The organism is Bradyrhizobium cosmicum (assembly GCF_032290525.1).
In the GTDB taxonomy this organism is placed as follows: Bacteria; Pseudomonadota; Alphaproteobacteria; order Rhizobiales; family Xanthobacteraceae; genus Bradyrhizobium; species Bradyrhizobium cosmicum_A.
The window spans coordinates 1-265 of record NZ_JASXTA010000280.1 but is presented as its reverse complement, the minus strand read 5'-3'; the positions used below and the strand labels follow the sequence as shown (position 1 = coordinate 265).

General features: G+C 52.1%; 1 protein-coding gene. It reads left to right on the top strand.

The genetic code is table 11. The features are described 5' to 3' along the window. Positions 1-265 (top strand): hypothetical protein (locus QSV46_RS39965; RefSeq protein WP_314964128.1); only part of this gene is annotated, 265 nt, incomplete at both ends.

Sequence of the window (265 nt, the reverse complement as noted above, 5' to 3'; positions counted from 1 at the left end):
GATTTGGGGTGACGGAAGACGGAATCAACGTCGTTCAGGCCGTAGCGACGGCAGGTCTCGTCTTGTTCGCACTTACGCTAGAGCAAAGTCGCTTTAAACAATATGGGCTCGTCATGACGCTATTTGTCGGGTTCGGTTTGTTCCATTTACTCGACCTTGGAAATCCCGTCGTCCGTTCGGAATCCTTCTTCCTCGTACCGGAACTTCTTCCGTTCGGGAATTGGGTGTGGGATTGGAACTTGTTGCCGACGGCTTTCGTCATCAC